The 26583-nt window shown below is 73.4% G+C and carries 22 protein-coding genes and 1 riboswitch; of the genes, 11 read left to right on the forward strand and 11 right to left on the reverse strand.

All coding sequences use genetic code 11. From position 1 onward, the window contains the following. The first annotated feature begins 278 nt into the window (after positions 1 to 278). Both E4N63_RS10490 and E4N63_RS10495 read left to right on the forward strand, forming a co-directional pair. Positions 279 to 692 (forward strand): anti-sigma regulatory factor, encoded by a 414-nt coding sequence (locus E4N63_RS10490; protein ID WP_019710113.1) that lies wholly within the window; start codon positions 279 to 281, stop codon positions 690 to 692. Between the two features lie 98 nt (positions 693 to 790). After that, positions 791 to 1654: an RNA polymerase sigma factor SigF gene (locus E4N63_RS10495; RefSeq protein ID WP_267134227.1), complete on the forward strand. Its 864-nt coding sequence runs from the start codon at positions 791 to 793 to the stop codon at positions 1652 to 1654. 93 nt (positions 1655 to 1747) lie between these two features. On the opposite strand, the gene E4N63_RS10500 is transcribed toward E4N63_RS10495, so the two are convergent. Further along, positions 1748 to 2188: a hypothetical protein gene (locus E4N63_RS10500; RefSeq protein WP_125622965.1), complete on the reverse strand. Its 441-nt coding sequence runs from the start codon at positions 2186 to 2188 to the stop codon at positions 1748 to 1750. 90 nt (positions 2189 to 2278) lie between these two features. On the opposite strand from E4N63_RS10500, the gene E4N63_RS10505 reads away from it, so the two are divergent. After that, positions 2279 to 3247 carry a diacylglycerol kinase family protein gene (locus E4N63_RS10505; protein WP_125622966.1) on the forward strand — a complete coding sequence of 323 codons (969 nt, stop codon included), beginning with the start codon at positions 2279 to 2281 and terminating at the stop codon, positions 3245 to 3247. Between the two features lie 320 nt (positions 3248 to 3567). Further along, on the forward strand, positions 3568 to 3825 hold the full coding sequence (locus tag E4N63_RS10510) for a WhiB family transcriptional regulator (protein ID WP_003983230.1): 258 nt from the start codon (positions 3568 to 3570) through the stop codon (positions 3823 to 3825). 205 nt (positions 3826 to 4030) lie between these two features. Here E4N63_RS10510 and E4N63_RS10515 read toward each other — a convergent pair whose 3' ends face one another. Further along, entirely contained in the window at positions 4031 to 5554 is a 1524-nt protein-coding gene (locus E4N63_RS10515; RefSeq protein WP_125622969.1) for a PAS domain-containing sensor histidine kinase, read from the reverse strand. Positions 5555 to 5914: 360 nt separating this feature from the next. After that, positions 5915 to 6985: an SIS domain-containing protein gene (locus tag E4N63_RS10520; RefSeq protein ID WP_125623245.1), complete on the reverse strand. Its 1071-nt coding sequence runs from the start codon at positions 6983 to 6985 to the stop codon at positions 5915 to 5917. Positions 6986 to 7305: 320 nt separating this feature from the next. On the opposite strand from E4N63_RS10520, the gene E4N63_RS10525 reads away from it, so the two are divergent. From E4N63_RS10525 to E4N63_RS10555, 7 genes are all read left to right on the forward strand, one after another. After that, positions 7306 to 8076, forward strand: coding sequence for a GntR family transcriptional regulator (locus tag E4N63_RS10525; protein ID WP_125623267.1), 771 nt, complete (start codon positions 7306 to 7308; stop codon positions 8074 to 8076). Between the two features lie 230 nt (positions 8077 to 8306). Continuing rightward, the gene (locus E4N63_RS10530; protein ID WP_308188675.1) at positions 8307 to 10514 is read left to right on the forward strand and encodes a carbon starvation CstA family protein; all 2208 of its coding nucleotides are present in this window, start codon (positions 8307 to 8309) and stop codon (positions 10512 to 10514) included. Continuing rightward, positions 10511 to 10711, forward strand: coding sequence for a YbdD/YjiX family protein (locus E4N63_RS10535; RefSeq protein ID WP_230240506.1), 201 nt, complete (start codon positions 10511 to 10513; stop codon positions 10709 to 10711). Before E4N63_RS10530 ends, E4N63_RS10535 begins: the two co-directional genes overlap by 4 nt. A 282-nt stretch (positions 10712 to 10993) precedes the next feature. Next, positions 10994 to 11126: riboswitch (cobalamin riboswitch) on the forward strand. A 144-nt stretch (positions 11127 to 11270) separates the two neighbouring features. Continuing rightward, a complete protein-coding gene (locus tag E4N63_RS10540; RefSeq protein ID WP_230240507.1) occupies positions 11271 to 13760 on the forward strand; it encodes a ribonucleoside-diphosphate reductase subunit alpha in 2490 nt (829 codons plus the stop codon). 116 nt (positions 13761 to 13876) lie between these two features. Continuing rightward, complete coding sequence (locus E4N63_RS10545; protein WP_230242432.1) at positions 13877 to 14833, forward strand: ribonucleotide-diphosphate reductase subunit beta; 957 nt, start codon at positions 13877 to 13879, stop codon at positions 14831 to 14833. 682 nt (positions 14834 to 15515) lie between these two features. Then, complete coding sequence (locus E4N63_RS10550) at positions 15516 to 15980, forward strand: hypothetical protein (protein WP_230240508.1); 465 nt, start codon at positions 15516 to 15518, stop codon at positions 15978 to 15980. Positions 15981 to 16081: 101 nt separating this feature from the next. Continuing rightward, complete coding sequence (locus E4N63_RS10555) at positions 16082 to 18268, forward strand: M48 family metalloprotease (RefSeq protein ID WP_230240509.1); 2187 nt, start codon at positions 16082 to 16084, stop codon at positions 18266 to 18268. 192 nt (positions 18269 to 18460) lie between these two features. Here the strand turns inward: E4N63_RS10555 and E4N63_RS10560 are convergent, their stop codons facing one another. The 8 genes from E4N63_RS10560 to E4N63_RS10595 all read right to left on the reverse strand — a co-directional run bounded on the left by E4N63_RS10560 (position 18461) and on the right by E4N63_RS10595 (position 26561). Then, positions 18461 to 19198, reverse strand: a complete 738-nt coding sequence (locus E4N63_RS10560) for a D-Ala-D-Ala carboxypeptidase family metallohydrolase (protein ID WP_125623248.1) — start codon at positions 19196 to 19198, stop codon at positions 18461 to 18463. 218 nt (positions 19199 to 19416) lie between these two features. Further along, positions 19417 to 20097: a peptide deformylase gene (gene def / locus E4N63_RS10565; protein WP_125623249.1), complete on the reverse strand. Its 681-nt coding sequence runs from the start codon at positions 20095 to 20097 to the stop codon at positions 19417 to 19419. Between the two features lie 73 nt (positions 20098 to 20170). Then, the gene (locus tag E4N63_RS10570) at positions 20171 to 21160 is read right to left on the reverse strand and encodes a hypothetical protein (RefSeq protein ID WP_125623250.1); all 990 of its coding nucleotides are present in this window, start codon (positions 21158 to 21160) and stop codon (positions 20171 to 20173) included. Between the two features lie 346 nt (positions 21161 to 21506). After that, positions 21507 to 22838, reverse strand: a complete 1332-nt coding sequence (locus E4N63_RS10575; RefSeq protein ID WP_230240510.1) for an HD domain-containing protein — start codon at positions 22836 to 22838, stop codon at positions 21507 to 21509. Then, complete coding sequence (locus tag E4N63_RS10580; RefSeq protein ID WP_230240511.1) at positions 22835 to 24316, reverse strand: HD-GYP domain-containing protein; 1482 nt, start codon at positions 24314 to 24316, stop codon at positions 22835 to 22837. Before E4N63_RS10580 ends, E4N63_RS10575 begins: the two co-directional genes overlap by 4 nt. Positions 24317 to 24466: 150 nt before the next feature. Next, the gene (gene rsrA / locus E4N63_RS10585) at positions 24467 to 24850 is read right to left on the reverse strand and encodes a mycothiol system anti-sigma-R factor (RefSeq protein ID WP_125623252.1); all 384 of its coding nucleotides are present in this window, start codon (positions 24848 to 24850) and stop codon (positions 24467 to 24469) included. Next, a complete protein-coding gene (locus E4N63_RS10590; protein ID WP_019710128.1) occupies positions 24847 to 25530 on the reverse strand; it encodes a sigma-70 family RNA polymerase sigma factor in 684 nt (227 codons plus the stop codon). Before E4N63_RS10590 ends, rsrA begins: the two co-directional genes overlap by 4 nt. 311 nt (positions 25531 to 25841) lie before the next feature. Next, positions 25842 to 26561 carry an alpha/beta family hydrolase gene (locus tag E4N63_RS10595; RefSeq protein WP_230240512.1) on the reverse strand — a complete coding sequence of 240 codons (720 nt, stop codon included), beginning with the start codon at positions 26559 to 26561 and terminating at the stop codon, positions 25842 to 25844. Positions 26562 to 26583: the final 22 nt, after the last annotated feature.

Genomic DNA, 26583 nt, shown 5'->3' on the forward strand with positions numbered 1-26583 from the left:
TTGAATCCCGGGCCGGATGACGGGAATTGGGACCGCCGCACCCCTAGCCACTGTCCGTAGAGACGTGTTTACAATGAGTGACGTTCACCGGACCGCGGGCTCCGACCGGCCGTTGGAGGGCGGCCCCGTGTGCCCTGCGCCCCCCGAGCAGGCGACACCGGCCCACAGATCACGATAGCGTCGCAGACGAACCATGTGCTGCGCCGGTTCCGCCCTCGCGTGAAGCGCGCGGTCCGGCGCTCGATCAGCTCGAAGAGCTTGTCACCTTGGAGGTGAGGGTGTCCCACATCGCAGGTGAGCCCGGGAACCAGGACTTCGTGGAAGTCCGGCTGCCCGCCGCGGGTGCCTATCTTTCCGTGCTGCGGACGGCCACGGCGGGCCTCGCGGCCCGATTGGACTTCACCCTCGACGAGATCGAGGATCTGCGCATCGCGGTCGACGAGGCCTGCGCGATCCTGCTGCAGCAGGCGGTGCCGGGTTCCGTGCTCAGCTGCGTCTTCCGCCTGGTCGGGGATTCGCTGCGGGTGACCGTCTCGGCCCCGACGACCGACGGCCGCGCCCCCGAGCGCGACACCTTCGCCTGGACGGTGCTCTCCGCGCTCGCCGGTGAGGTGGACTCCACGGTCGCCGAGGACCGCACGGTGAGCATCGGACTGCACAAGAAGCGCGGCGCGGGTCCCGGTCAGCCGTGACGGAGGGGACGGGCGGGCCGGTGCAGGACGAGAGGCGCTCGGCGGGGGCGGTGCCCAGGGCGGCCATCCCCGAGCAACAGGCAGAGCGGGCGGACCACATGGACCAGCATCAGCAGGAGCAGCGGCAGGAGCAGCCCCGGCGCGAGCAGGGCCAGGGCGGGCACCCGGGGCGCGAGCACGACTACGCCCGCGGGGAGCAGCCGGATCCGCACGACCGCAGCGGTGCCCGCGCGCTCTTCATCGAGCTGCGCGGTCTCCCCGAGGGCTCGCCGCAGCGCGCCGAACTCCGCGACCATCTGGTGCGGATGCATCTGCCGCTGGTGGAGCACCTGGCCCGGCGGTTCCGCAACCGCGGCGAGCCGCTGGACGATCTGACCCAGGTCGCCACCATCGGCCTGATCAAATCGGTGGACCGCTTCGACCCCGACCGGGGCGTGGAGTTCTCCACCTACGCCACCCCGACGGTGGTCGGGGAGATCAAGCGGCACTTCCGCGACAAGGGCTGGGCGGTGCGGGTCCCGCGCCGGCTCCAGGAGCTCCGGCTGTCGCTGACCACGGCCACCGCCGAGCTGTCCCAGCGGCACGGCCGCTCCCCCACCGTCCACGAACTCGCCGTCCAGCTCGGCATCTCGGAGGAGGAGGTGCTGGAGGGCCTGGAGTCCGCCAACGCCTACAGCACCCTGTCGCTGGACGTCCCGGACACGGACGAGGAGTCGCCGGCCGTCGCCGACACCCTGGGCGCCGAGGACGACGCCCTGGAGGGCGTGGAGTACCGCGAGTCGCTCAAGCCCCTGCTGGAGGAGCTGCCGCCGCGGGAGAAGAAGATCCTGCTGCTGCGCTTCTTCGGCAATATGACGCAGTCTCAGATCGCGCAGGAGGTCGGCATCTCGCAGATGCACGTCTCCCGGCTGCTGGCCCGCACCCTGGCGCAGCTGCGGGACAAGCTCCTCGTCGAGGAGTGACCGCCGCGGGCCGCCCCCGGCTCCGTACGGGGGGCGCGGTGTGCCGCCACCCGCGGGCGGCGGCCCCTCACGATAGGCGCCGCCCCGGGCCCGTCAGGGCTCGCTGCGGGGACCCACGCCCAGCGCCTCGGTGGCCGTCGGATTGACCAGCAGCACCAGTACGGTGACGGCCACCGCGGCCAGCGCCGCCCCCGCGGCGATCATCGCGCCGCCGGTGCCCACCAGCGTCCAGGCGACCGGCACGGCCATGAGCTGGGTGATCACCGCCGGTCCGCGGCTCCAGCGCCGCCGCAGCAGCAGTCCGCGGGCCGCGACGAGCGGCAGCGCGGCCAGCGCCAGCAGGGTCAGCCCGCCCATCTCCGCCTGCTGAGGGCTCGACGGGTCGCCGAGCAGCCCCATCACGAGCAGATACGCCCCGAACCCGGCGAGCACCACGCCCTCGGCGGCACAGAGGGCCGCGGCGGCGGAGAGCCGGGCCGGGCGGGGGGCGGCGGGAGATGATGCACCGGTGGACGGTCGCTGCTCACTGCTCACCTCAGCAGCGTATCCGCCGTCCTCTTCCCGTCCGGTGCGGGGCACCGTCCGGACTGTGCCGTATACCCGCAGGTAGGTAATGTGCACGGCATGCGCGCCCTCCTCGTGGTCAATCCGGCAGCCACCACCACCAGCGCCCGCACGCGGGACGTCCTGATCCACGCCCTGGCGAGCGACCTCAAACTGGAGGTGGCGACGACGGAGTACCGGGGGCACGCCCGCGACCTGGCCCGGCGGGCGGCCGAGAGCGGTGAGGTCGAACTGGTCGTCGCGCTCGGCGGCGACGGCACCGTCAACGAGGTCGTGAACGGTCTGCTGCACCGCGGCCCGGACCCGGATTCCCTGCCCCGGCTCGCGGTGGTCCCGGGCGGTTCCACGAATGTGTTCGCCCGCGCTCTGGGACTTCCCAATGACGCGGTGGAAGCGACCGGTGCTTTGCTGGACGCATTGCGTGACGGAAACGAACGGACGGTCGGCCTGGGTCTCGCCTCGGGAACTCCCGGAACGGTGGACGAGGCGGTTCCGGCGCGCTGGTTCACTTTCACCGCGGGGTTCGGATTCGACGCCGGAGTCGTCGGCCGAGTCGAACAGCAGCGCGAGCGAGGCCGGCGTTCAACACACGCTCTGTATGTGCGCCAGGTGCTCCGCCAGTTCTTCAGCGACCCGCACCGGGGCCGCGGCACGATTACGCTCGACCGCCCGGGGCACACGCCCGTACGGGAGTTGGTGCTGTCGGTGGTCTGCAACACCGCCCCCTGGACCTACCTGGGCAATCGTCCGGTCTACGCCGCCCCCGGGGCGACGTTCGACACCGCGCTGGACGTGCTCGGACTGAGCAGTCTGTCCGCCGCCGCGGTGGCGCGGTACGGGACCCAGCTGCTCACGTCCTCGCCCGGGAGGGGCCCGCACGGCAAGCACGCTCTGTCACTGCACGACCTGACGGACTTCACCTTGCATTCGCAGGCGAAACTGCCGTTTCAGATGGACGGTGACCACCTGGGACTGCGTTCCAGCGTGACGTTCACAGGCGTACGGCGTGCACTGCGTGTGATTGTGTGAGCGGAACCGCAGAAAGTCCTTTCACTCGAACGTTTAGGCCATCTTCCACCCCCTGGAAGTGAGGCTGTGACCGAGGCGACACCAAGGAATCAAAAAAAACTTTCCGGAAGGGGTTGTATCCGCAGCCCAGGTTTGCGAGTCTCTTCCTGGCGATCGGGACGGCCTCGCACATGGCCCCCTTGAGAGCCCGAACCCCCCTCCTCAATCCCGCTGGGACCGCACCAGGGAACTGGTCGTCGGCCCCTTCTGTCGCGGGGGGATTCGTGAAAGCGTTCACATTCACAAGCAATCAGCAAGTATCACAAGGAGATGGAGCAGCCATGGACTGGCGTCACCGCGCCGTTTGCCGCGAGGAAGACCCCGAGCTCTTCTTCCCCATCGGCAACACCGGTCCTGCGCTGCTGCAGATCGAGGAAGCCAAGGCCGTCTGCCGTCGCTGCCCCGTCATGGAGCAGTGCCTGCAGTGGGCGCTGGAGTCCGGTCAGGACTCCGGTGTGTGGGGTGGCCTCAGCGAGGACGAGCGCCGCGCAATGAAGCGCCGCGCCGCTCGCAACCGGGCGCGCAACGCCAGCGCCTGAAGCCCCCTGCACCCGGGCGGAGCGTGTTCCCGATGACACCACGTCATCCCAGCGGTTACGCACCACCCGCCCCCCGAGTCGCAGCGCGCAGTACCCGTTGCACATAAAGCTTTGAGCCCCGGCCGGGTCCCGGCCGGGGCTCAGTGCTGTGCCCCGGCACGGTACGGGGCCGGTGGGTGCGCCCGGCCGGGCCGCGCCGGACCGTTCAGAGCCGCCCCGGCTGCGGAAGGACCCTCCGCTCGGCGCCCTCGGCCCGTACCGGGATGTCCAGCAGGACCCGGGTGCCGCCCTCCGGGGCCGGCCGCATGTCGAAGGTGCCGCCCAACTCGCCCTCCACCAGCGTCCGGACGATCTGCAGGCCCAGATTGCCGGTGCGGTGCGGGTCGAAGTCCGCCGGGAGACCGGCGCCGTCGTCCTGGACGGTGACCAGCAGCCGCGGGTCGGCCCGGCCGCCGCCCCGCACCGCGGACACCTCGACCGTGCCCTGCTGCTTCCCCCGCCGGCCCGGGGCCCCCGGCGGAAAGCCGTGCTCCAGGGCGTTCTGCACCACCTCGGTCAGCACCATCGACAGCGGGGTGGCGACGTCCGCGTCGAGTATCCCGAACCGGCCGGTGCGGCGGCAGACGACCCGCCCCGGGGAGATCTCGGCCACCATCGCCAGCACCCGGTCGGCGATCTCGTCGAACTCCACCCGCTCGTCGAGGTTCTGCGAGAGGGTCTCGTGGACGATGGCGATCGAGCCGACCCGGCGGACGGCCTCCCCGAGCGCCTCCCGGCCCTGGTCGGAGTCCATACGGCGGGCCTGGAGCCGCAGCAGCGCCGCGACCGTCTGAAGATTGTTCTTCACCCGGTGGTGGATCTCCCGGATGGTGGCGTCCTTGGTGAGCAACTCCCTCTCCCGGCGGCGCAGTTCGGTGACGTCGCGCAGCAGCACCAGGGAACCGATCCGGGTGCCCTTGGGCTTCAGCGGGATGGAGCGCAGCTGGATGACGCCCTGGTCGCTCTCCACCTCGAAGTCCCGTGGCGCCCAGCCGCTCGCCAGTTTGGCCACCGCCTCGTCGACCGGGCCGCGCGCGGGCGCGAGTTCGGCGGTGGCCCGGCCCAGGTGGAGGCCGACCAGGTCGGCGGCGAGACCCAGCCGGTGGTAGGCCGAGAGGGCGTTGGGGCTGGCGTACTGGACGATGCCGTCGGCGTCGAGCCGGATCAGCCCGTCGCCGGCGCGGGGCGAGACGTCCATGTCGCCCTGCTGGTCCTGGAAGGGGAAGGCGCCCGCGGCGATCATCTGGGCGAGGTCGGAGGCGCTCTGGAGGTAGGTGAGCTCCAGCCGGCTGGGCGTGCGGACGGTCAGCAGATTGGTGTTGCGCGCGATCACCCCGAGGACCCGGCCCTCCCGGCGCACGGGGATGGACTCGACCCGGACGGGGACCTCCTCGCGCCACTCGGGGTCGCCCTCCCGCACGATGCGGCCCTCGTCCAGGGCGGCGTCCAGCATCGGGCGGCGGCCGCGGGGAACCAGATGGCCGACCATGTCGTTCTGATAGGACGTGGGCCCGGTGTTGGGCCTCATCTGGGCGACGGACACATAGCGGGTCCCGTCCCGGGTGGGCACCCACAGCACCAGGTCGGCGAAGGAGAGGTCGGAGAGCAGCTGCCACTCCGACACCAGAAGGTGGAGCCACTCCAGGTCGGAGTCACCGAGCGCGGTGTGCTGGCGGACGAGGTCGTTCATGGACGGCACACCCGCGAGCCTACCCGGACGGGCTCCGGACCTGCGGGCTTGGACAGTGGCGGAGGTCCGGTCCAAGATGGTGGGGAGACAATCGAACAGAGCCTCTGCCCTCCCCGCACAGGAGGGCGGATACGAGACCCGGGGCGCTCTCTGCCCTGACCGCGTCCGGGTCTCCGGTCGGCCGGAAACGGCCCCGGGGGACCGCACACCCCGGGAAACCACCGGCCGGTACAGCTCCGGGCTGCGGTGCCGGACAGGTTGAGGGTCCTGTCCCGGCGCCGCGGCCCGCGGGTCTTTCCTTGGGCGGGCCGCACGGTCCGCTCGTCCCCGGGCCTTCCCCGGCCCCGCCCCCGGGCTTCGTCAGCGGGTCTCGGTCACCTTCGCCAGGGCGCGCGGAGCGTCCGGGTCCTGGCCCCGGGCGATCGTCACCTCGCGGGCGAGCATCTGCAGCGGCAGGATTTCCAGCACCGGCTGCACCTCCTCGGCGACGCCGGCGGTCGGCAGGGCGAAGCCCGCGGAGGCCGCCTTCACCTGCTCGCTGCCGCCGATGACGACGAGGTCGGCGCCCCGGTCCCGGAGCCGGTCCAGCACCGGCCGCAGCGCCTCGCCGCCCCGGCCCTCCGGCACGATGGCGATCACCGGCGAGACGTTGTCGACCATGGCGAGCGGCCCGTGCAGCAGATCCGCGCCGGAGTAGGAGAGCGCGGGGATGTAGCTGGTCTCCATGAGCTTGAGGGCGGCCTCCTTGGCGGTCGGATAGCCGTAACCGCGGGAGGTGAGCACCATGCGCTCCGCGAAGCGGTAGCGGCCGGCCAGCGTCCGCACCTCGGCCGCACGGTCCAGGATCTGCCGGGCCAGCTCCGGCAGCACCGCGGCCGCCGCGCCGTCCCCGCCGGCCAGGCCCTCGGTGAAGAGGTAGAGCGCCAGCAGTTCGGCGGTGTAGGTCTTCGTCGCCGGCAGGGCCTTCTCGGCCCCCGCGAGGATGTCGATGTGGAACTCCGCCACCGCCGCGAGGGGGGAGGAGGGGTTGTTGGTCACCGCCACGGTGACCGCGCCGCCCGCGCGGGCGGCTTCCGTGGAGGCCACCAGATCGGGTGAGCCGCCGGACTGACTGACGGCGATGACCAGGACGTCCGTGAGGTCCGGGCGGGCCCCGTAGGCGGTGGTCGTGGACATCGAGGTGAGACCGCAGGGCATGCCCCGGCGGATCTCCAGCAGGTACTTGGCGTAGAGGGCGGCGTTGTCGGAGGTGCCGCGGGCGGTCAGCAGCGCGAAGCGCGGCCGGCGGGCGGCGACCCGGCGGGCGGTCTCGCGGATCGCGTCCGCGCCCTCGCCGAGGATCCGGGCCAGGACGGCGGGCTGTTCGGCGATCTCACCGGCCATGATGCGGCCCGGCTGCTCGGGGTACCGGATCGGCTGCTTGGCGGACATGCGGGGTGCCTCCCGTAGCTCTGGGGCCACCGGAGTGCCGGCCGCGGTGCTCCGCGGCGGCCGCTCCGGCGCGGGGCCGGACGCGATCAGGGTACCCTCATTTGGTTTAGACCAATACGCCCGTGTCCCGCCGTCCGGACCGGAACGCCGCGGAGATCCCGGAGGTGTATAAGGAGGGCTGTCGGTCCCCGGTGACGGGGCCCGGCACCTTCCGGCCGCACAGGGGCAGCGCACCGTGAACGCCGGACCGTGCCACGATGTGAGCCCTACGTACGGAGGAGCCGGTGACGGCAGCAGGCCAGGAGTCGGGAAGGCTGACGATGGAGACCGACGGGGGCGCCGAGAACGGCCCGGGCGGCACGGCGGGCACCGGGCGTCCCGCGCGGGTGCCCAAGTACTACCGGCTCAAGCGCCACTTGCTGGAGATGACCGAGACCCTGCCCCCGGGCAGCCCGGTCCCCCCGGAGCGCACGCTCGCCACCGAGTTCGACACCTCGCGCACCACGGTGCGCCAGGCGCTCCAGGAACTCGTCGTGGAGGGCCGGCTGGAGCGCATCCAGGGCAAGGGCACCTTCGTCGCCAAGCCCAAGGTCTCCCAGGCCCTCCAACTCACCTCCTACACCGAGGACATGCGGGCCCAGGGGCTGGAGCCGGCCTCGCAGCTGCTCGACATCGGCTACGTCACCGCCGACGACCGGCTCGCCGGGCTGCTCGACATCGCCACCGGGGACCGGGTGCTGCGGATCGAACGGCTCCGGCTGGCCAACGGTGAGCCGATGGCCATCGAGACCACGCATCTGTCGGCCAAGCGCTTCCCCGCGCTCCGCCGCAGCCTGGTGAAGTACACCTCCCTCTACACCGCGCTGGCCGAGGTCTACGGAGTGCGCCCGGCCGAGGCCGAGGAGACGATCGAGACCTCGCTCGCCAGCCCGCGGGAGGCCGGCCTGCTGGGGACGGACGTCGGGCTGCCGATGCTGATGCTCTCCCGGCACTCCTTCGACGCGAAGGGGGCGCCGGTGGAGTGGGTCCGCTCGGTGTACCGGGGCGACCGTTACAAGTTCGTCGCCCGTCTCCAGCGCCCCAAGAGCTGAGACAGCCGGGGGCCGCGGGTTCCGGGGGCTTCGCGGGCCCGGCCGGCACCGGCTGTCGCCGGGTCGGGACGGCGGGGCGGAGAGTCACGAGCCATTCCGCCTGCCGGACTATGGTTTCCACAACGTGTCCGTACCGGTATGCAGGCGTAGTGACCATCGGCCGCGCGCTGCCCTAGATTTCCCTGCGCGTTACGCAGGAGATCCTTCCCGGAAAAAACGGAGACGCTCCCATGCCAGAGTCAGCATCCGCAGCCCCGCCCACCACCGCGAAACGCGGGATGACCCCCGGATCGATCGCGGTCTGGGCCGCTGTGGCCCTCGTCGGCGCGGCAGGCTGGGCCGTCCTCGCCCTCTCGCGCGGTGAGGAGGTGTCGGCCGCCTGGATGGTCGCCGCCGCTCTCGGTTCCTATGCCATCGCCTACCGCTTCTACTCCCGGTTCATCGCCAACCGCGTCCTGAAGGCCGACAAGACACGGGCCACCCCGGCGGAGCGGCTCGACAACGGTGTCGACTTCCACCCCACCGACCGGCGCGTGCTGCTCGGCCACCACTTCGCCGCCATCGCCGGAGCCGGCCCGCTGGTGGGCCCCGTGCTGGCCGCGCAGATGGGCTACCTCCCCGGCACCATATGGATCATCGTCGGCGTGATCTTCGCCGGCGCGGTCCAGGACATGGTGACGCTGTTCTTCTCCATGCGCCGGGACGGCAAGTCGCTGGGGCAGATGGCCCGGGAGGAGATCGGCCCGTTCGGCGGCGCCGCGGCTCTGATCGCCATCTTCGCCATCATGATCATCCTGCTGGCGGTGCTGGCGCTCGTCGTCGTCAACGCCCTGGCGCACTCGCCGTGGGGCACCTTCTCCATCGCGATGACGATCCCGATCGCCTTCTTCATGGGCTTCTACCTGCGGGTGCTGCGCCCGGGCCGGGTGACCGAGGTGTCGGTCATCGGTGTGGCGCTGCTGCTGCTCGCGATCATCTCCGGCAGCTGGGTCGCCGAGTCCTCGTGGGCGGAGACCTTCACCCTGCAGCCCGGCACCCTGGTGATCTGGCTCGTGGTCTACGGCTTCTTCGCCTCGGTCCTGCCGGTGTGGATGCTGCTGGCCCCGCGTGACTACCTGTCCACCTTCATGAAGATCGGCACGATCGTCCTGCTGGCCCTCGGGGTGGCGTTCGCCCTGCCGACCCTGAAGATGCCCGCGGTCACCGAGTTCGCGAGCTCGGGCGCCGGACCGGTCTTCGCCGGCTCGCTCTTCCCGTTCGTCTTCATCACCATCGCCTGCGGCGCGCTCTCCGGCTTCCACGCCCTGGTCTCCTCGGGCACCACCCCGAAGATGATCCAGAAGGAGACCCAGGTCCGCATGATCGGCTACGGCTCCATGCTGATGGAGTCCTTCGTGGCGATCATGGCCCTGGTGGCCGCGTCCATCATCGACCCCGGCCTCTACTTCGCGATGAACTCACCGGCCGGCCTGATCGGCGACTCGGTGCAGTCCGCCTCCGAGGCGGTCGCGAACCTCGGCTACACCATCTCCCCCGGTGATCTGGCCGCGGCCGCCGCGGCGGTGGAGGAGGACTCCCTGCTGTCGCGGACCGGCGGCGCCCCGACACTGGCCGTCGGTATGGCGGAGATCTTCTCCTCGGTCTTCGGCGGCGCCGGGATGAAGGCCTTCTGGTACCACTTCGCCATCATGTTCGAGGCGCTGTTCATCCTCACCACGGTGGACGCCGGTACCCGCGTCGGCCGGTTCATGCTCCAGGACATGCTCGGCAACGTCTACAAGCCCTTCCGGGACGTCAGCTGGAAGCCGGGTGCCTGGATCGCGAGCGCGGTCGTCGTCGGCCTCTGGGGCTACTTCCTCTGGGTCGGCGTCCACGACCCGCTGGGCGGCATCTACCAGCTCTTCCCGCTGTTCGGTATCGCCAACCAGCTGCTGGCGGCCGTCGCGCTGGCCGTCGCCACCACGCTGCTCATCAAGTCCGGACGGCTCAAGTGGGCCTGGGTCACCGGTATCCCGCTGGCCTGGGACGTCGTGGTGACCTTCACGGCGAGCTGGCAGAAGATCTTCTCGGGTGACCCGAAGATCGGCTTCTTCACACAGCGCTCCATATACCAGGAGGCCATCGAGGACGGCAAGGTGCTGCCGCCCGCCAAGGACATGGGCGACATGCACACCGTCGTCACCAACGCGACGGTGGACGGCGTCCTCTCCGTCCTCTTCCTCCTGCTGGTCGTCGTGGTGCTCGTCGACGCCGGGCGGGTATGCGTCAAGGCGATCCGCAATCCCGCGCAGGCCAAACTGGAGGAGGTGCCCTACGTGGAGTCGAAGCTCGTGGCCCCGGCCGCCCTGTGGCTCACCAAGGAGGAGAAGGCCGAACTCGTCGCGGCCGGTGCCGGCGCGGACGGCAAGGAGAGCACCGGCACGGGGAGTTCCTCGTGAGCCCCGCGCTGAGGGAGAAGGCCGCCAGGATCCGCTTCCTCTGGCGGGAGGCGACCGGGGAGGCCACCTACGACCGGTACGTCGCCCACGCACGGAAGTGTGATCCGGACGCAAAGGTGTTGAGCCGCCGCGAGTTCGAGAAGCAGCGCGTGGACGGCCGTGAGGCCGACCCCCGCGAGGGCTTCCGCTGCTGCTGACGCCCCCGCTCCGGCCGAACCGCCCGAACCGCCCGATGGCCCCGGCCCCGCGCCGGGGCCATCGGCGTGCCCGGGCGCGCCGGGGTGCGCCCCGGGCTGCCGGCCGCACGCCGCTCCGGTGCGCGGAGGACTTTTCCGGGATCCCGAATGGGAACACCCGCCCTTCCCGGCGGCCCGGTTCCCGCTCACCGCGCGCTCCGGGGGCGGCCTCGGACGTGTTCCCCTGCAAAGCGCCCCCGTGCGCCGGGATACACAACATCTAGTGCCGCTCGCGGAAAGCGACACAAGATGTATGCTCATGCTCGCTGACGCGCCAGGGGAATCCGGTGCGAATCCTGAACTGTCCCGCAACGGTGTGAAGGCGGCTTTCGCCTGCCTTCGAGTCCGAGCGCCTGCCGTCGGCCACGTCCGGCTCGACCGAGCCGGCGTCGATTCCGTCCGGGCTCCGGGGATTGGGCCGGTGGACGTCGCGCTGTCTCCTGCCCCCTCCGGGCGCACGGGGACCGCACGCGCCCCGCGCTCCGTCACCGCGGCCCTGCCGAGCGAGGGAGAGTTCTCCGTGACCATCGCGCCCGCCGATCCCGCATCAGCCGACAGCGGCGGCACAGCGACCGCCGGCCGGGACGCCCCCGGTACCGCGCTGCTGCGCCTCCTCACCGGGCTGACGGCCGATCTGCCCGCCGCCGACCCGGGCCGGGTGGCCGCCGCCGTGCTGCGCGGCCGCGAACCCGGCGCGGACGAGGCCGCGTTGCGCGAGCTCGCGACGGAGGCCGCGGCCGGGCTGATCTCCGAGGACCCGGTGTACTCGCGACTGGCGGCCCGGCTCCTCAGCCGTGCCATCGCGGACGAGGCGGCCGGCCAGGGCGCGGTCTCCTTCCCGGACTCGATCGCGGCCGGCCACCGGGAAGGCCTGATCGCCGACCGCACCGCCGCCTTCGTACGCGAGCACGCGGCGCGGCTGAACACCCTGGTGGAGATGTCGCTCGCCGACGGCGCCGACGACCGCTTCGGCTACTTCGGGCTGCGGACCCTGCACAGCCGCTACCTGCTGCGCCATCCGGTGAGCCGGCAGGTCATCGAGACCCCGCAGTACTTCCTGCTCCGGGTTGCCTGCGGGCTGGCCGCGGACGACTCGCCCGCGGCCGTGGACGAGGTCGCCTCGCTCCACCGGCTGATGAGCCGCCTGGACTACCTCCCCAGCTCCCCCACCCTCTTCAACTCCGGCACCCGGCACCCGCAGATGTCCTCCTGCTATCTGCTGGACTCCCCGCTCGACGAGCTGGACTCCCTCTACGAGCGCTACCACCAGGTCGCCCGGCTCTCCAAGCACGCGGGCGGCATCGGCCTGCCGTTCAGCCGGATCCGCTCCCGGGGCGCCCTGATCCGCGGCACCAACGGCCACTCCGGCGGGATCGTCCCCTTCCTGCGCACGCTCGACTCCTCCGTCGCCGCCGTCAACCAGGGCGGCCGGCGGAAGGGAGCGGCCTGCGTCTACCTGGAGCCCTGGCACGCCGACATCGAGGAGTTCCTGGAGCTGCGGGACAACACCGGCGAGGAGGCCCGCCGCACGCACAATCTCAATCTGGCCAACTGGATCCCGGACGAGTTCATGCGCCGGGTGGAGGCCGACGCCGAGTGGTCGCTCTTCTCCCCCTCCGACGTGCCCGCGCTGCCGGACCTGTGGGGCGCCGAGTTCGACGCGGCCTACCGCCGGGCCGAGGAGGCCGGGCTCGCCGTCCGGCGGCTGCCCGCACGGCAGTTGTACGCCCGGATGATGCGCACGCTCGCGCAGACCGGCAACGGCTGGATGACGTTCAAGGACGCCGCCAACCGGACCGCGAACCAGACCGCCGAGCCCGGCAAGGTCGTCCACTCCTCGAATCTCTGCACCGAGATCCTGGAGGTCACGGACGACGGGGAGACCGCCGTCTGCAATCTCGGGTCGGTCAACCTCGCGGCCCATGTCGCGGCGGACGCCGGTACCGGTGAGGCCGCGGTGGCGGAGGCGATGGACTGGGAGCGGCTGGACGCCACCGTCCGCACCGCCGTGGCCTTCCTCGACCGGGTCGTGGACATCAACTTCTACCCCACCCCGCAGGCCGCCGCCTCCAACCGGCGCTGGCGCCCGGTCGGACTCGGGGTGATGGGGCTGCAGGACGTCTTCTTCCGGCTGCGGCTGCCGTTCGACTCCCCCGCGGCGGCCCGGCTCTCCACCGAGATCTCCGAGCGGATCATGCTCGCGGCCTACGAGACCTCCTGCGATCTCGCCGGACGGCACGGTCCGCACCCGGCCTGGTCCTCCACCCGCGCCTCGCGCGGCGTGCTCCACCCCGACCACTACGGCGTCCGGCCCCGGTGGCCGGAGCGGTGGGAGGCGCTGCGGGCCCGGATCGCCACCACGGGGCTGCGCAACTCCCTGCTGCTCGCCATCGCCCCGACCGCGACGATCGCCTCCATCGCCGGGGTGTACGAGTGCGTCGAGCCTCAGGTGTCGAACCTCTTCAAGCGCGAGACCCTCTCGGGTGAGTTCCTGCAGGTCAACACCTATCTGGTGGAGGAGCTCAAGGAGCTCGGCCGCTGGGACGCGCGGACCCGCGAGGCGCTGCGCGACGGCAACGGCTCCGTCCAGGCGCTGGACTGGCTCCCGGCCGGGCTGCGGGACCGCTACCGCACCGCCTGGGAACTGCCGCAGCGGGCGCTGATCGACATGGCCGCGGCCCGCACGCCGTATCTGGACCAGAGCCAGTCGCTCAACCTCTTCATGGCCTCGCCGACCATCGGCAAGCTCAGCTCGATGTACGCCTACGCGTGGAGGAAGGGCCTCAAGACCACCTACTACCTGCGGTCGCGCCCGGCCACCCGGATCGCGCGGGCCGCCGGTTCCGCCGATGCGGCGGCCGCGCCGCCTGACCCCGTACCCGCCCCCGTCCCGGCGCACCGTCCCGACTCCGTCGGCGTTTCCGCTCCCGCTCCGGCGGAGCGGACGGCCGGCGGGGACGCGGCCGCCTGCTCCCTGGAGAACCCCGAGTCCTGCGAGGCCTGCCAGTGACCACCGAAGCGACACCGACCACCACGACCGCGGCAGCCGCGGCCGCGTCCGGCACCGGAGCGGCACCGGCCGCCCGGAACCTGCTCGACCCGGGGTTCGAGCTGACCCTGCGCCCGATGCGCTATCCGGGCTTCTACGAGCGCTACCGCGACGCGATCAGGAACACCTGGACCGTGGAGGAGGTCGATCTCCACTCCGACGTGGCGGACCTCGCCCGGCTCTCCCCCGGCGAGCGTCATCTCATCGGGCGGCTCGTCGCCTTCTTCGCCACCGGGGACTCGATCGTCGCCAACAATCTCGTACTCACGCTCTACCGGCACATCAACTCCCCCGAGGCGCGGCTCTACCTCTCCCGTCAGCTGTTCGAGGAGGCGGTGCACGTCCAGTTCTATCTGACGCTGCTGGACACCTACCTCCCCAACCACGACGACCGCGCCGCCGCCTTCGCCGCCGTCGAGAACATCCCCTCGATTCGCGAGAAGGCCGAGTTCTGCTTCCGGTGGATGGACTCGGTGGAGAAGCTGGACCGGCTGGAGAGCAGGGACGACCGGCGGCGCTTCCTGCTCAACCTGATCTGCTTCGCGGCCTGCATCGAAGGGCTGTTCTTCTACGGGGCCTTCGCCTACGTCTACTGGTTCCGCTCCCGCGGGCTGCTGCACGGGCTGGCGACCGGCACCAACTGGGTGTTCCGCGACGAGTCCCTGCACATGGACTTCGCCTTCTCGGTCGTGGACACCGTCCGCGAGGAGGAACCGGACCTCTTCGACGAGGAACTGGCCGGCCGGGTCACGGCGATGCTGGAGGAGGCGGTCGAGGCGGAACTGCAGTTCGCCCGTGATCTCTGCGGGGAGGGGCTGCCGGGCATGAACACCGATTCGATGCGCGATTATCTGCGGTGCGTCGCCGACCAGCGGCTGCTCCGGCTCGGGCTGCCGGTCCGCTACGGGACGCGGAACCCGTTCTCCTTCATGGAGCTGCAGGGGGTGCAGGAGCTGACCAACTTCTTCGAACGCCGGCCGTCGGCCTACCAGGTCGCGGTGGAGGGGTCCGTCTCCTTCGACGACGACTTCTAGGCCCGGGACCCTTCCGCCGCGTGCGGGGCCTGTCGGTCACGGCCCGCGGGCAGGCAGAACGGCGGAGCTGCCGTGGAAGAGGTCTGTTCCCCCGGGACGTCCTCACCACGGGAGCTCCGCCGGTGGAAGGGGATGCCTTGAGGCGGACGGACACGGACAGCCGCCCCGGGGGCCGCGCCGGCAGTCTTCCGACCACATGAGGGAGAGCAGGCCCTCCGAACCCCGGCGCAACCGGTCACGTTCGACAACATCCAGTCAGTCCCGGCCTTCTGCTGTGCGAACCGGCCGGTAGGGGCGACCTGCGGTTCTATGCTCGCCGTCCCTGCTCCCCCGGCGCTTCTGCCGGTCGCCGTTCCGGGGAGCGGCTGCTCCGTACGGTGCCCGGCCGCGCAGGCCGGCGCGGCGGGGGCGGAGCAGGGATCCGGGGCGGAGAGGAGCACGGGGAATGCGATGGCCGCGACGTGGCGGTGTCGGCGCGTGGTGGAGACCGGGCGGGAGACGGTCCCGCTTACCGCAACCCGAGCACAGCCCGCAGGAATGGGCCGCCGTCGCGGCTATCGGCCGGGAGGCGTCGAGCCGGGCCTGTCCGGGAGAGCGGGAGTTCTTCGGCGACATCCTCACCGCGTACAGGAAGAACCCGAGGAAGGCCGCCCGGGGCGGCCACCTGCGCCCCCCGGTGGGCATGGGAGTGGACCTGGCTCTGGGGTCACCCCAAGTGCTCTGGCTGGTATCGCTGCTGGTCTCGGCCGTGGCGGCCAAGGTGGCAGAGCAAACCGTCAACGGGCTGAGCCGCGTCACCCGGCAGCGGCTGATGCCGCTGCTGCGCCGTCGCGGCCGCGGCACCGCGGAGGGCCGGACGGACTCCGAGCCCGGGGCCCGGGGCTCCGGGCCGGAGGACGGTGGGCAAGGACTCGGTGCCGAGGAGTGGCGCGAGGTCCGGGCGCTGCTCGAAGCCGGGGCGGCGGACCTGGGGGTCCCCCAGCTCACGGCCGAACGGTATGTGAACGCCGTCCTGGAGGCGTTGGGCGCCCACGGCGACAGCGGCCCCGGGGACACCCCGCGAAGCGGCGGCCGCGACAGTGGCGGCGGCGGAGGAGAGAGCGACGCGGACGACAGCGGTGCCGGCACGGCCGGGAACCCCGGGTGAGCGCCCCGGCGGAGGCGCCCGGCCGGGAAGCGGAGCCGGGAGGGTCTCCGGAAGCCCGGTGGGACTCCACTAACCACCCCTCCCCCGGCCGGGGACGGTACGTGCTCCTGCTGCTCGTCCTGCTGCTGGCCGGCGGATACGCGGGCCGGGTGCTCTTCGTCGGCCTCCGGGGCAGCGCCCCCGCGCGGGCCTTGGAGCAGTGCTCGGCCGTGTACGAACGGGAGGCCCCGGCAGGGCCGCAGCCCGACCCCCGGCGTTCCGCGGCTGCGCTCGCGCACCTGCAGGAATGCACGGCCGACGTGCAGCAGGAGATGGACGTCTTCGTGATGGCGGGCGCCGCGGTGACGCTCGCGCTCGGTCTGTTCCTGATGCGGCTGCTGCCCCTGCTGCTCGCCCGCCGAGCCGGCCCGCTCGTCCCCGCGCCGCCCGGCTGGAGCGACCCGGCCGCTGAGGCCGCGCGTGAGTTGGGGCTCCGGCGGGCACCGGAAGTCCTGCGCGGCGGGCTGCGGTTGCGGGAGGCGTTCGCCTACGCCCACCACGGCCGGGCCCGGATCGTCCTGCCGCCGGGGGCCGCGGGTCTGCCGCCCGAGCAACGCTTGGCCCTCATACGGCACGAGACAGCGCACGTCGCCGCCGGAGACATCACCCTGGCCTGGCTGACGCGCGGCGTCCTCTGGGCGGTGCTCGCCGTGCTGGCGGTCCCGCTGCTCCAAGACCTTGTGAGCGCACTGCTGTCCGCCGGCGGCGCACCGTTGCTCTCCTCCTTGCCGGGCCTCCTGCCCGGGCTGGTGTGGGAGATGTTCTCCAGCCCCTTCTACCTCGACTACGGGCTGCGGGCCGTGCTGCTCCTGGGCACGGCCGCTGTGGTCGCGGCCGCCCTGCTGCGACGCCGCGAGTACGAGGCGGATCTCCGGTCCGTCCACGGCCGGTCGCCCGGGGCACTGCAGGCCCTGCTCACCTACCGGGCGGACTCCTCCGTACGGTGGTGGCGCCGTCCCTTCGCCCTGCACCCGTCCCCCGCACGGAGACTGGCCGCCGTACGCCGCCCCGACCTCGTCCTGCGCAGTTCGGTCACGGGAACGGCGGCGGTCGGCCTGCTGGTGGGCATGTTCCTCCCCGCGCTGGCCGCCGCGTTGCCGCAGGGGCCCCATCGCCTGCTCCCGTGGGGAGACCAGCTGCACACGGCCGCGGTGCCGGCCGGGCTCGCCCTGGCCGCGGCCTGGGGGGTACCTCTGTGGACGGGGGTCCTGGCCGGCCGGGCTGCCGACCGGCCGCCGGGAACCCGCCGGCTGCTCCTCGCCCTGCCGGCCGGGCTTCTGCTCGGGCTGCTGGCGCAGCTGTGGGCCACCGGACTCATCCGGACGACGGGACCGTTCGGCCTGTGGAGCACCCTGGTGACCGTGCCGGTCGCCGTCGCCGGTGCGGCGGGGTGCAGCATCGTCCTGGCGGGGCTCTGGGCCGGCGGGCGCCCGGCGGGCCGGCGGACGCGCTGGGATCCGCTGGTGGCCGCAGCGGTCAACCTGGCCCTGTTCACCGGGGCGTTCTGGGCGGGGCTGGACACCGCTCTGCACTTTCACATCTTCGGCGACTCACCGGCGGGCGGCGGCTGGACGGTCTGGTGGAACGGGTACAACGCTGCCGCGATGTTCACCGGCCGCGAGACCGAGATCGCCGCCGCGCTGGCCGTCCTGGCGTTCCTGGCCTGGCGCTGGAGCGTCCGCACGGCTCCCGGGGACGCGTCGACGGCGCCGGGCTGCGGCCTGGGCGGCGCCTTCCTCCCCGTCGCGGTCGTCCCGGCGGTCTGCGGGGCCGCGGTCGGCGCGATGGCCGCGCGCTGGGCCCTTCCGGCGGCGGAGCGGGCCGGAGGCTCCGGCCCGGCCGACAATCTGCTCGACCTCTGGGTGGTCACCTCGGCAGGTGTGGCCTGCCTCGTGACGCTCGTCCTGCTGACCGGCTCCGCCGGGCTGGCCACAGCCATCGCCGCGGCACCGCCGGCCTGCCTCCTGGTGTCCCTTGCCGTGTGGGTCCGGCATCTCGCCGCCTGGTCGCAGCCCTGGGGCGCTCTGTATGCGCTGTCGGTCAGGCCGCTGTCCCTGCTCGCCCTGATCCTGCTCACCGTGGGGCTGCCGCTGGCGTCACTGAGCGCCCGCCGCGGACCGGTGCGGCGCACCGTCGCGCTCCGGGTGGCCCCGGCCCTGTCCCTGGTGATCGCCGCGTCGCTCACCGCCATTGTGCAACGGTCCCCGGAACTGGCCTTCGCCTATCTGAACGCGCTGGACGACGGTTGAACCACCGCGGTGCCCGGCGTGGGAGTTCACCGGCAGCAGGTGCCCGGTGACCCGCGCCGGCGCCGCCCGGACCCTCCGTTCGGCCCGGCCGGGAGCAACGCCGCTGCGCCCGGCCCCGGCACGGGCCGCTCCGTCCGCGGGGAGCGGACGGAGCGGCCCGGCGCCGGTCCCGCCGGGGCGGGGAGGATCGCGTCAGATGCCGCACCTCGACGCGGACCAGAACCGGTTCGACCGGTGGGCGACGTGGGTGTGGTCGTCGTGCCCCTGGTAGCCCGGGCCGAGGATCTCGCGGAAGCCGTGGTTGCGGGCGGCCTTGGCCAGGGTGCACAGGGAGTGCGGGGAGACACCCAGGTCGGCCGCGTCACCGTAGAGATGGCGGCTGCTGGCGGAGCCGCCGGCGGCGTTGTTGCAGGCGGTGGAGCGGAAGCCGCTGGTCACCCGGATCGGCTGGTCGCCGAGTGCGTGCCGCATCGCCTCCAGCTTCCACATGGTGCGCAGTGCGTTGGACTTGGCGGTGGCGGCGCTGACCGCGCCGCCGGCCCAGCTGCTGTTGCACTGGTTGAGCTCGCTGTACGAGAAGTGGGCCGGTGTGCAGTCGTTGTCCTGCAGCGCGTAGATCTTGCTGAACGTCGCGGGGCCGGCGACACCGTCCGCGGCCAGCCCGTACGCGGCCTGGAAGCGCTTGACCGCGGCCGCGGTCGCCGGTCCGTACGAGCCGTCGATGGCCAGGACCCCGCCGGTGCCGGGGTAGCCGGCGACGCGGATCTGCAGCTGGCTGACGTCGGCGCCCGAGGCGCCCTGGGAGAGGGTGCGGGACCAGGTGTAACAGCTGTCGGCCTGCGCGGTCCCGGCGGTGGCGAGCGCCCCGGCGGTCAGACCGGTCATGAGCATGACAAAGGCGACCACGAGCCGTGCGACACGTCTGATCACAAGTGCCTCCAACGAGTGGGGATTCGGTACGGAAGAGACTGACGGTACGGTCGACGCGCGTCAACCGTACGGAAGTCGAACAGAAAGCGGCGGAATCGTCGTAAACGACTCCGCCGCCTCCGTAAACGCGGGCTCCGGGTCAACTCCCGGGGCTTTCCCGGGAGTCACCGGCGGGGAAGGGACCGGGGAGACGGCGGCCGGCCGCCGCACCGCCGTGGTCAGTCGTTCGGCACCGTCTCGTAGCGCGGTGTGCCCTCGGCCATCTGCCGCAGGGCGTCCTTGCGGTCCCGCTTCGACAGCCGGTCGATGTAGAGATAGCCGTCGAGGTGATCGGTCTCGTGCTGGAGGCAGCGCGCGAAATAGCCGGTGCCGCGGACCACGATCGGCTTGCCCTGGGCGTCCTGGCCGCGGCAGACCGCGTAGTCCGGGCGCGCCAGCGGGGCGTAGGCGGTCGGGACGGACAGGCAGCCCTCGTTGGACTCGTCCAGCACCCGGCGCTCGGCCGGCAGTTCCTCGATGACCGGGTTGCAGATGGCGCCGACGTGGCGCACGCCGTCGTCGTCCGGGCAGTCGTAGACGAACACCCGCAGGTCCACGCCGATCTGATTGGCCGCCAGGCCGACGCCCTCCGCCGCGCGCTGGCTGGCGAACATGTCGTCGATCAGCTGCGCGAGCTTGTCGTCGAACTCGGTGACGTCCTGGCACCGGCGGTGCAGCACCGGATTGCCCACCACGGTGATCGGGCGGGCCGTGCCCCGCTCGCGGTGCGCCCGCTCGCGCTCCTCGGCGTCGGCCGTGTCGTCGGAGAACTCCAGGTCCTCCCCGGACTCCGCGGGCTCCGGAGCCTCCGCGGCCGGTGTCCCCTCCGCCGCCTGCCGTGCGCTGTCCTGCTGGGCCATGTCCGCCGTACGCCTTCCCTGAAGAACCCTCGTGGTGCTGCCCGTACAGGGTACGGGCACCGGGGAGGGCCGTTCAGCAGACCTCTTCGAGATCCCGCCAGGCGCGGGTGTCCGGGCTGTCGGCGACCCAGCCGTCGAGGAGGCCGCGGACCAGCCCGGGAGGCGCGGCTATGCCGCACTCGCGCTCCGCGACCCAGCGGTCACCCGCGGTGCGGTGGCCCAGCGGGCCCGGGTGGCCCGGGACGCTGTGGTCGTGCGGGTCCAGGTGCTCCCCGTCGCCCTCGGCGCTCGGCATCCGGCTCTCGGAACAGGTGCGGCAGAGCAGCCGCACCGAGGAGGACCAGTCCTCGGCGGCGAACCCGGCGTCCGCGGCCAGCCGCTCCAGGGCGTCCCGGTCGGCCTCGGCCGCCGCCTCCAGCAGCACCACCCAGGTCGGCACCGGGGACGGCGCCCACAGCTCGATCTCGTCGAAGACGGGGTACGAGGGCCCGGCCGCGGTCAGCCGCTCACCGCGCGGGACGCCGTCGTGCAGGACGACCTCGCCCCAGCGGCGCCCGGAGGACGGCAGCGGGATGCTCAGCACCTCGATCCGCGCGGGGTCCAGCCGGCGGCCCCACACGACCTCGGCCTCGCCCTCCGGCGACAGCCGTACGGCGGCGCTGCCCAGCTCCATGCCCACCGGCTCGCCGACGGGGGCGTCCGCGCCCTGGTCGCCGCGGACGCGGAGCCCGTACGCCTGCCAGGCGCGGCGGGCCAGCGGCCAGTCCTGCAGGGCGGTGGCGGCGATGCCGACGTTCCACCAGTCCGGGGCGCCGGTGTCCCGGTCCAGCAGGGCGACCGCGCGCAGGCCGGCCGTGCGCGCCTGCTCCCAGTCGTGCCGGAACTTGTGCAGCAGGGCCAGGTTGAACCAGGACTCGGAGAGCCAGGGCTCCATGTCCGCGGCGCGCGTCAGCAGCGCTCCCGCGTCCTCGTACCGGCCGTCGCCGATCAGCGTGAAAGCGCGGTCGGTCGCCTGCCGCCAGGAGGCGGAGGGCCGGTTCCGTACCTTGCCGAAGATCTTCACGATTCCCGCCTGCCGGTTCGCTCCGTGTCCTTCTGCCCTGCTCCAGCCGGCCCGGGGCCGGATGCGGTGCGCGAAGCACCGGGGACGCGTCTTCCTCCCTGAGGACAACCTGCCACACTTCGGCCGTCGCCTCAGCCCGGATATCGGCGCCCACCACAGCTCTTTGCCGCGCGGACGGCCTCCGAATCCCTCTGGGCCGCATCCAACCATGTCCGCCGGGGCGCCCGCGCCACGGCCCCGTTCCCGCCCGCTCCCCGCTCTCCGCCCTGCCGCCCGGGGCTCTCCGCCACCCGCGCCGCTCCGGCATTCCGCCGCCCCGGTCCGCCGGGGCCCGGTCCTCCGGCCGTCAGGGCCCGGCACCGCCGCGGGAGAGCACCCTGGCGAGCGCGTCGACGACCCGGGGTTCGTACTCCTCCCCGTCGTCCCGCCGGAGCCGGTCCAGCGCCTCGGCGCCGGCGGGACGGCCGGCGCCGTCCGTCAGATCGTCGTAGGCGTCGACGGCCCGGATGATGCGGGTGGGCAGCGGCTGCTCCGGGCACGGGTCCGCCTGCCGCTCGACGACCACGGCCACCTCGGAGGGCACCCCGGTCTGCCGGACGACCGCGCCGCCGAGCCGGGCGATCCGGCGGCGGTCCTCGGCCGGGAGCTCCCCCGCCCCGCCGGGCGCGGGGTCCGGGAGGGAGAGCCGGCCGACGTCGTGCAGCAGCGCGGCGTACTCGACGACGTCCAGCTCGGGCCCGGAGAGCCCCAGTTCGCGTCCGACGTCCCGGCTGAGCGCGGCGACCCGGCGGGCGTGGCCCACGGGGACGCAGCCGGCGATCTCGGTGGCACGGGCGAGGGAGGCGATGGTCTGGCGGCAGGTGGCCCGGACCTCCTCGTAGCGGCGGTGGGCGTACAGGGCCGGCAGCAGCGGCAGGCAGAAGGCGGGCAGCGCCCACAGGCCGGCGACGTCCACGGCCGGGGCCAGCAGGGCGCCGGTGCCGCAGACCACCGCCGCGGGGCCCGCCCGCGCCCGCGGCTCGTCACGGAACCGCGTCCCGGACGGGCTTTCGCGCCGGGAGCGGGCGAACACGGCACGGAGCGCGGTGTCGCACTGCGCGGTGAGGACCGCGGCGAGCAGCAGGTACAGCGCCCGGCCCGGACCGCCGCCGGTCCAGACGGGCAGTGCCTCCGGGTGGGACAGCGGCTGGACGCAGCAGGCGGCGAACCCGGCGGTCAGCACCCGGCGGCCCAGCCGGTCCCGGGCGTGCCGGGCGTCCACGGCGGTCCGGGTGTCCTCGGCGGTCCGCCCGTCCCGGCCACCGTCGCCGGAACGGGCGGACAGCACCGCACCGGCCGGGCCGGCCAGCCCGGCCACGAGGACGACCGCGACGGTCTGGAGGACCCCGGGGCCGTCCGGGCGGCCGGGGTCCCCGACGGCCGGGCCCAGGAACGCGTATCCCACCGCGCCGGCGGCGGCCAGCGGCGCGGGGCCGCGCCGGTCCGGTCCGCAGCGGAGGAGCTCGCCGACGGCGATCAGCGCGCCGAAGGCGAGCGCGGTGCGCGGGCCCGTGACGCCCTGGGCGAGCGTCCGGCCGAGCGCCCCGGCCGCCAGCAGCGCGGCCGCCGCCAGAAGGAGAACGGCCCCGGCCCCCGGGCGCGCCGCCCGGGGCTCCGCGGCCGCTCCGCCGGGGCTCACCGGGCGACACCTCCGTGCGGGCCGCGGCCCGGTCCCCGCCGCTCCCCCGCTCCCGGCGCCTCCCGCGCTCCCGTCCGGCCGCCGGATGCGGCCGTGCGCGACGGGGGCAGGACCCCTCCGCGCCCCGGCCGCGCCTCGGTGTACGCCGCGGCCGCCGGATGCCAGCCGTGCCGTTCCAGCGCCCGGCAGAGCGCCCGCACCATGCGCGGATCGAACTGGGACCCGGCGCAGCGGCGGAGCTCCGCGACGGCCTCGCCGACCGGCCGGGCCCGCCGGTAGGAGCGGGTGGAGGTCATGGCGTCGAAGGCGTCGGCGACCGCGACGACCCGCGCCGATTCGGGGATCCTGTCGCCGCTCAGCCCGTACGGATAGCCGCGCCCGTCCAGCCGCTCGTGGTGGTGGAGGATGGCGGCGCGCGCCTCCTCCAGGAAGGCGATGCCCCGCACCATCTCGTCCCCGTACTCGGGGTGGAGCTGGATGAGGCGGCGCTCCTCGGGCGTCAGCGGCCCGTCCTTGCGCAGCAGCCGGGTGGGGACGCCGATCTTGCCGATGTCGTGCAGCACGCCGGCGAAGCGCAGGGCCTCCAGCCGGTCACCGGCCAGGCCGAGTTCGCGCGCGATCAGGACGGAGGCGCGGCCGACCCGCTCGCTGTGGCCGCGGGTGTAGTGGTCCTTGATGCCGACGGCCTGGACGAGGGCGCGGATGGTGGCCTGGTGGGCGGCGTGCTCGTGGTGGTACCGGGCGAGCACCCAGCCGGAGAGGGACATCGGCAGCAGCGCGGCCGCCGCCGTGGCGGGGCCGTACGGGCTGTGCCACAGGGCCGCGGCGAGCAGCCCGGCCGGGCCGTGCAGAAGATGGGGCGGCAGGGTGCGCGGCAGGCCCCGGGAGGCGTCGCGGGCCGGCAGCCCCTCGGCCGTGACGAGGATGCCCCAGTCCAGCAGGGCGAGCACCAGGCAGTAGGCGCCGGCGCCGGCGGCCGCGGGGAGCAGGGCGCCGGGGAAGTCACCGGCGCCGAGGGGCCCGCCGGCCGCGTCGGCGGCCCGCGCGTGGACGTGGGCCGCGGCGCAGGTGGCGAGGGAGAGCCGTACGGCGTTCCAGAGGCGGCGGAGCCCCACCGGCCGCCGCTCCACCCGGCCGGCGAGCGCGCCGGGTACGGGGACGAGGGCCGCGGCGGCGGGCGGCAGCAGAAACGCTCCGGCGAGCAGGACCGGCGCGAAGCTCCCCGCGGCGGACGGACGGCCCGTCCGCACACCGCCACCGCCCGGCGCGGCCGCTCGCCCGGTGACGCCGGGGAACGGCGGGAAGCCGGGAAAGGGAAGCCGGGCGAGCCCGCCGCAGAGGGTGTACAGAGCGGCGAGCAGGGCCACGGCCGCCCAGGGGGTGCGGGCCCCGGGGAGCAGCGCGGGGGCGGCGGACACCGCGGCGGCGAGCGTGACGCAGAACAGATACGCGCGCGCCCCCCGTGGCACCACTCGCATGGAGCGTCCTCCCGCCGGTCCCGCGCCCACGGCTCCGTGGGCGCGTCAGACCGGTGAGGATAGGACGGCGGACGCCGGGAGGCGGGGGGTTCGGCGGATCGAAGGGGCCCGGGAGACCCCGATTCGTCCCTTCGGGTGAATCGGAGTCCGTCAGGCCGAATCGGCGCGGGCGGCGGCCGCGGAGGAGTCCGTCTCCCGGGGGGCCTCGGCGGTGCCGCAGGACCCGGGATCGCGCTCGGCGGCCCGGCGTTCCATCACCGGCTTCTCCGGGACGGCCTGGCCGGAGCGGACCAGTTCGATCCGGCCCATGACCTTCGAGCGGAGGTCTGCGGGCACGTCGTCATGGCCGCAACAGCGCTTGACGAGCTTCTTCACGGCCTGCTCCAGGCCGTACTTCTCCAGGCACGGCGAGCACTCGTCGATGTGCGTCTCGAACTTGGCGCGGTCCCCGGCCGGCATTTCCTGGTCGAGAAACTCGTACAGGTGGTCGAGAATCTCCGAGCAGTCGATCTCGTGCGGGTTGCCGCAGCTCATGAGCCCGAGCCTTTCGAATCGTGCGACTCGCCCGGCGCAGCACCTGCACCGGCGGGGACGAGCCCGCGCTCACGGGCGTAGTCCTCCAGCAGGCCGCGCAGCTGGCGGCGGCCGCGGTGGAGCCGCGACATCACGGTTCCTATGGGTGTCCCCATGATGTCCGCGATCTCCTTGTACGCAAACCCCTCGACATCCGCGAGATAGACCGCGATGCGGAACTCCTCGGGGATGGCCTGGAGGGCCGACTTCACGTCCGAGTCGGGCAGCCGGTCGAGCGCCTGCGACTCGGCGGAGCGCAGACCGGTGGACATGTGCGACTCGGCGCGGGCGAGCTGCCAGTCCTCGATCTCCTCGGCGGCGCTGCGCTGGGGTTCGCGCTGCTTCTTCCGGTACGAGTTGATGAAGGTGTTGGTCAGAATGCGGTACAGCCACGCCTTGAGGTTGGTGCCCTCGCGGAACTGGTGGAAGGAGCCGTACGCCTTGGCGTAGGTCTCCTGCACGAGATCCTCGGCGTCCGCCGGGTTGCGGGTCATGCGCAGCGCGGCGGAGTACATCTGGTCGAGGAACTGAAGGGCGTCCCGTTCGAAGCGGGCGTTGCGCTCCTCCGCCGTCTCGGCCGTACGACTGTCCTCGGCGCGGCCGTCTTCGGCCCCTGCGTCGGTCCCGGTGACCGGACCCACCTCCTCCAGCGACGTGGCGGATCCGGATGCGGACCCGCTCGAATCGGAGGATAGACGACGATGCCCTCCTGCCGCGGCTCCGGAGGGTGCGGGCAGCGTGATGCGCGACCACGTGGCTGTGCCGGTCTGCGGGCGCGCGGGGCACTGCGTCGAACCCATGGAGAGGACTCCCTCGCTGAGGCGGTGACCGGCGGGCGGCCGGTATGTGCGGACCTCCTCCAGAACACGGGGCTCCCGCGCCGCATTCCCGGTCCGTCCTCCCGGCGGCGCGGCGGTCACCCCGGGCGGCGCGGCGGGCCTCCCCCGCGCCGCTACGGCGCCGCAGGCGGCCCCTCCGGCAGCCGGTCGAGCCAGCCGGCGACGGCCTCCGTGAGGATGTCGAGGGCCCGTTCCTGGGAGACCTCTGCCTTCTTCGGCACCGCGAAGCCGTGGTCGCCGCCGGGCACCGCGGCGATCTCCGTCCCGGGCGGGAACTCCTCCGGGCGGCCGAACGGGTCCCTGGTCCCCTGGACGACGAGCAGCGGCACCCCGGCCGCGGTCAGCTCCTCCGCGCGGGACTTCTCCGGCCGACCGGGCGGGTGCAGCGGGAAGGCCAGCGCCAGTACGGCGTGGGCCCCGAGCGTCCGCGCCGTACGGCAGGCGACGCGCGCCCCCGCGCTGCGTCCGCCCGCGACGACCGGCCGGCCGGGTGCGGCCAGCGCGGGCCGCAGCGCGGTCCAGGCGGCGTCGAGGGTCTTCGGGGCGGGGGCGAGCTTCTTGCCGGCCACCCGCCAGGGCTGTTCGACCAGCGCCACGGTGATGCCGTGGGCGGGCAGTGCGGCGGCCAGGGCCCGCAGGTCGCGCGCCTCGATGCCGCCGCCGGCGCCGTGCCCGAGTGCGAGGACCAGCCGGGGGTGTGGAGCCGGGTGCCAGGTGACGCGGGCGTCACCGGCGGGGGTGGGGACGGTCGTGGTGCCGGTGGTCCGGGTGGTGCCGGCCCGCTGTCCGCCGGATGCCGTGGCCGGGGTTCCGGCCGGGGTGTCTGCTGCCATGCCGCCATCCTCCCCGGCCGGC

The organism is Streptomyces sp. MNU89 (assembly GCF_020982505.1).
Lineage (GTDB): Bacteria > Actinomycetota > Actinomycetes > Streptomycetales > Streptomycetaceae > Streptomyces > Streptomyces xinghaiensis.

Excerpts from the sequence above, each read along its gene's own strand:
- E4N63_RS10495 (WP_267134227.1), top strand. The coding sequence starts at position 791 with ATGGACCAGCATCAGCAGGAGCAGCGGCAGGAGCAGCCCCGGCGCGAG.
- E4N63_RS10505 (WP_125622966.1), top strand. The coding sequence starts at position 2,279 with ATGCGCGCCCTCCTCGTGGTCAATCCGGCAGCCACCACCACCAGCGCC.
- E4N63_RS10510 (WP_003983230.1), top strand. The coding sequence starts at position 3,568 with ATGGACTGGCGTCACCGCGCCGTTTGCCGCGAGGAAGACCCCGAGCTC.
- E4N63_RS10515 (WP_125622969.1), bottom strand. The coding sequence starts at position 5,554 with ATGAACGACCTCGTCCGCCAGCACACCGCGCTCGGTGACTCCGACCTG.
- E4N63_RS10520 (WP_125623245.1), bottom strand. The coding sequence starts at position 6,985 with ATGTCCGCCAAGCAGCCGATCCGGTACCCCGAGCAGCCGGGCCGCATC.
- E4N63_RS10525 (WP_125623267.1), top strand. The coding sequence starts at position 7,306 with ATGGAGACCGACGGGGGCGCCGAGAACGGCCCGGGCGGCACGGCGGGC.
- E4N63_RS10530 (WP_308188675.1), top strand. The coding sequence starts at position 8,307 with ATGCCAGAGTCAGCATCCGCAGCCCCGCCCACCACCGCGAAACGCGGG.
- E4N63_RS10545 (WP_230242432.1), top strand. The coding sequence starts at position 13,877 with ATGCGCTATCCGGGCTTCTACGAGCGCTACCGCGACGCGATCAGGAAC.
- E4N63_RS10550 (WP_230240508.1), top strand. The coding sequence starts at position 15,516 with ATGGGAGTGGACCTGGCTCTGGGGTCACCCCAAGTGCTCTGGCTGGTA.
- def (WP_125623249.1), bottom strand. The coding sequence starts at position 20,097 with ATGGCCCAGCAGGACAGCGCACGGCAGGCGGCGGAGGGGACACCGGCC.
- E4N63_RS10580 (WP_230240511.1), bottom strand. The coding sequence starts at position 24,316 with ATGCGAGTGGTGCCACGGGGGGCGCGCGCGTATCTGTTCTGCGTCACG.
- rsrA (WP_125623252.1), bottom strand. The coding sequence starts at position 24,850 with ATGAGCTGCGGCAACCCGCACGAGATCGACTGCTCGGAGATTCTCGAC.
- E4N63_RS10595 (WP_230240512.1), bottom strand. The coding sequence starts at position 26,561 with ATGGCAGCAGACACCCCGGCCGGAACCCCGGCCACGGCATCCGGCGGA.